The organism is Candidatus Magnetominusculus xianensis (assembly GCA_001541255.1).
GTDB lineage: Bacteria > Nitrospirota > Thermodesulfovibrionia > Thermodesulfovibrionales > Magnetobacteriaceae > Magnetominusculus > Magnetominusculus xianensis.
In genome coordinates, this window is the sequence record LNQR01000139.1 from 1 (window position 1) to 4,009 (window position 4,009).

The 4,009-nt window shown below is 39.6% G+C and carries 3 protein-coding genes; 1 reads left to right on the forward strand and 2 read right to left on the reverse strand.

Annotated features, from left to right (window positions below):
- Nucleotides 1–223 precede the first annotated feature (223 nt).
- Nucleotides 224–2,545, reverse strand: coding sequence for a PAS domain-containing protein (locus tag ASN18_RS16640; RefSeq protein WP_085053909.1), 2,322 nt, complete (start codon nucleotides 2,543–2,545; stop codon nucleotides 224–226).
- A 5-nt stretch (nucleotides 2,546–2,550) separates the two neighbouring features.
- A complete protein-coding gene (locus ASN18_RS16645) occupies nucleotides 2,551–3,582 on the reverse strand; it encodes an ABC transporter substrate-binding protein (protein ID WP_085053910.1) in 1,032 nt (343 codons plus the stop codon).
- Nucleotides 3,583–3,599: 17 nt separating this feature from the next.
- On the opposite strand from ASN18_RS16645, the gene ASN18_RS17690 reads away from it, so the two are divergent.
- Complete coding sequence (locus ASN18_RS17690) at nucleotides 3,600–3,770, forward strand: DUF3915 family protein (RefSeq protein ID WP_236861857.1); 171 nt, start codon at nucleotides 3,600–3,602, stop codon at nucleotides 3,768–3,770.
- The last annotated feature ends 239 nt before the right edge of the window (nucleotides 3,771–4,009 follow it).

A 4,009-nucleotide genomic window follows, 5' to 3' on the forward strand; every position in this document is an offset into this window, starting at 1 on the left:
TACCCCAGCTGCCTAGCCGCTACGCCCACCCCTCAAAAGAAAGGGGGGTGCTATTATGACACAGTCTGGAAAGCGGGAATCCAGGAAACCATCGATCAGAGCCAAATGATAGGCAATTCCTGCCTGATTTTTCAAATGCGTTTGCCCTGAAATCTTGAATGAGATAAGGGCCTGCGTCACAAAAATGGGGTAAAATGATGTGTCCCAAATTTGTTCGAATTTGCTACAGGGCAAGGGTAATTAAAAACTCTGCCCCTGCGTCAACATTTCTTGCCGTAAGGCTGCCACCCATGTTAGTCTCTATAATTGTTTTAGACATATAGAGTCCAATTCCTGAGCCCTTATCCTTGGTCGTATAGTAGTTTTCAAAGATTCTTTCCATCAGATTCTCTGGTATACCGCCACCGTTATCTCTTATCGATACTATTACCTTATCTTTTTCTGTGCCGATTGCGATTTCTATCAGCCCTTGTAGTGAAGTGTCGGATTGTCTTTTTAAAACAACAGCATCGCTGGCATTGTTCAGAATGTTTAGTATCACCTGTTTAAACTCGTTGGGGTATCCGAGTGTTATCAACCCTGCGCCTTGGTCTGCTCTCAGAGAAATCTCTAAATCGCTTTTCTTAAACAGCGTTCCAAACATCGACAGGAGTTCCTCTATGGCTGTTTTCACATCGAACTTTGATTTTTCCTTCGATGGCTTGAAAAAATCTCTGAAATCATTTATCGTTTTTGACATAAACGAGGTTTGCACTATCGTCATATCGACAGTTCTTTCTATATACTCCTCGTTAAGCTCGCCGTAGGCATATGCATCTTTCATGTCCTGTACTGTTAAGGCTATTGCGTTTAGTGGCTGCCTCCATTGGTGGGCAATTAGTCCAAGCATCTCACCCATTGCCGCCATCTTAGATTGTTGGATTAACATCTGTTCATTTTGCCGTCTCTTCTGAGTCTCTTCTACCACCATTGACTCAAGATTTTTATTTAATATCTTCAGTTCCTCTTCCATTCTTTTACGGTCGGTGATGTCGGTAGCTATCCCGCATACACCATATATATTCCCTTTTGTATCAAGCATAGGGAACTTCACAGAAATATACGTGTGCAAAACATCGTCATGCATCACTATCTCTTCAAAATGCAAAGACTCGTTCTTTTTTTCCACTTCCATATCATTTGCCCTGAAACTATCGGCAAACTCCTTAGGAAAGATATCATAGTCGGTCTTACCTACGATGCCTTCCTTAGTCAGATGAAAAAGCATCTCATACCGGCTATTTATAAAAATATATCTTCCTTGTATATCTTTAAGAAAAACGACGGCGCTCGTACTGTCTATTATCGATTGGAGTTGAAGTCGAATATTATCCAGTTTTGTCTCTAATGTCTTTCTCTCGGTTATATCCTGCACCAACCCAATCATTTGCACAGGACTACCTGAGGCATCCATTATACTTTTAGCTCCCGCCCAAATCCAACTCTCTTCATTGTCGGCGCGAATTATGCGGCATTCGAAATTCCAATCCTGATTATTTTTGGCCGCTTCATAATAAGACTTTTCCACGCGAGTTCGATCATCTGGATGTACATGCTCCAAAAATAAAGAAAAATTCCAGTGCGGCAATGGCTTCTTGTATCCAAAAATCTGATCATGCTTCAAAGAACGGTGTGTGGACGAGCCATCGATTAAGTCCAATTCCCAATCGCCCATATGAGCGGCTTCAAGCGCCATGTTGAGCTTAGTATTGCTGTCTCTCAGATCCATTTCACTCATTCTTCGTTTGTCTATTTCATTTTTCAGCTCCATATAAGTTTCTCTAAGTTTTACAGACATTTTATTGAAATGCGCTGCTAATATGCCTATCTCGTCAGGTATCTCATTAGGAACTATATAATTGAGATTACCGGCAGAGATGGTTTCTATACCTTTTTGCAGTTTTGTTAGTCCATCTATAATATCCCTGCCCAATTTGATTGAAACAAACCCAACAGTTATTACAAGCAGTCCAATCATAGATATAATAAAAGTACTCATCCTGTTAGTTAGTTCTTTTTCCTTCTGTTCAACAATATCTCTGAGATATAATGTTCTTATTACAATAGAATAAGCCTGCAGCAATAATTGATCACTAACAATGTTCCTCCGGTTAATATATTCAGTGGATTGTAGGGCGGCGTCCTTTTGCTCTAAAAAGATATTATAATAAACTATGCACAGATGAGTTATCTCTTTGTGGTCCGCGGCTATGCCCTTTACCATATCCCTCTGTGATTGACCATTCAAGTTTAACTCGGAAAACAACTGAGATATAGAACTGTTTATCGATTCCAATTGATGTATGCCGCGCTTTCTGCCGTTTATCAATATATCATTGGTAATAATTACGGTATCAAAGGTATTTTTTACTAATTCGATAGCAGCCGTGCGTTGTCTTTCAAATTTCTTCTCGTAAGATGAATAAAATAAAATCGTAGCTATTACAGCAGCTAACGCTACAAATGGCATTAAAACTATCACACTTATCTTTGTTTTAATTTTCATACCGCCTACTTAATTATGCTGACTGCATAAGGTTTAACCTTCTTTAGACCACTCAGATATATGTAATCCAGGTAGTCGGCATCTACGTGAGTTTCCACAATATGCTCACTGATTGCCCACTGTGCTTCATTGTCTAATAAATTAACGAGATATTGGTCAAGGGTTAAATCAAAATTATTCACACCCCACAGTTCCTGAACCATAGCAATGTCAAGCTTACAACAATCTGCAAGAATCTCCTGAGATTTCACAGGTTCCTGCCTCATAAACTGTTCTGCCCGATATAGTCCAGCCAAAATCCTTTCGACAATCTCAGGATTTCTTTGGACATACTCCTGTTTTGCAGTAAGAGTAAAAGTCGCCGTATAAATTCCTTCAATTTGGAATACGGTTACTTTATCAGACAGACGTTTTAATATTTCCAATGCATAAGGCTGCCAGACCGATACGGCGTCAACTTCTCCCCTGAGCAGTGCGTCTAATAGTTCCTCCGGCTTTTTATCTATAAATTTAAGCTCACTGTATTTTATACCATGAACCATGCAAAACAAATAAAAAAAATAATCTCCCGTCGTACCTTTAGGTATACCAATCGTCTTTCCATTAAGAGTGTCCACAGTCGATATGCCGCTGTCCTTTCGGGCAATCACGAAAGCTGCTTTTGCTGAATTTTGAATAGAAGACAGGATGTATATCTTTTCACCTTTTAAAATACTAAACATTACAGGTGTTTCAGCTACTGCTGCAAAATCAGCATTTCCTGCTATCATTGTTTTAAGAGCGGCTTTACCAAAAGAGTGCTGGACAATATCTGCATCTAAACCTTCATCTTTAAAATACCCTTTTTTGAAGGCTAAATTGACAACAGCGGCATGTAAGTCGTTGACGCTTGCAATTGTTACCTTTTTAGGAGTTCTATCTAATTTGCTTCTGTCTCGAATATTATTGTGGAAAATATAAGATGTTATTGAAATCACTATAAAAATAACGATAGTGTAGAGAAGCACCTTTCGTTTAATTGCAGTTTTCAGAAACATATTAAGTTCACCTCATAATGGAAACACTGACATTGCCTGTTTTCCATATTGGGGAACCCTACCGAAAAGCCGCTATGATGGTTAGAGAGAGAGAGAGAGAGAGAGAGAGAGAGAGAGAGAGAGAGAGAGAGAGAGAGAGAGAGAGAAGCAAAAACCATGCCATAAACCCCATATTTCATAAAATATAAACCTCAGCGCTGCAACTTGATTAACAATCACTCTGTTTCTTTCCTTACAAAAACACCTGTCACCTGAAGTACTGTAACATACAGGAGATAATAAAAGCCAACGATGCAAAAGAGTTATAGGGGGCAAACGCACTATGTATTTTTTTGTCTGTCATTCCAGCGAACAGACTGTGTCATAATAAAACCAGTCAGCCCCCCCCATTCTTTGAGGGGGGCATGAGTCTGCTGCGGAGGTGCGG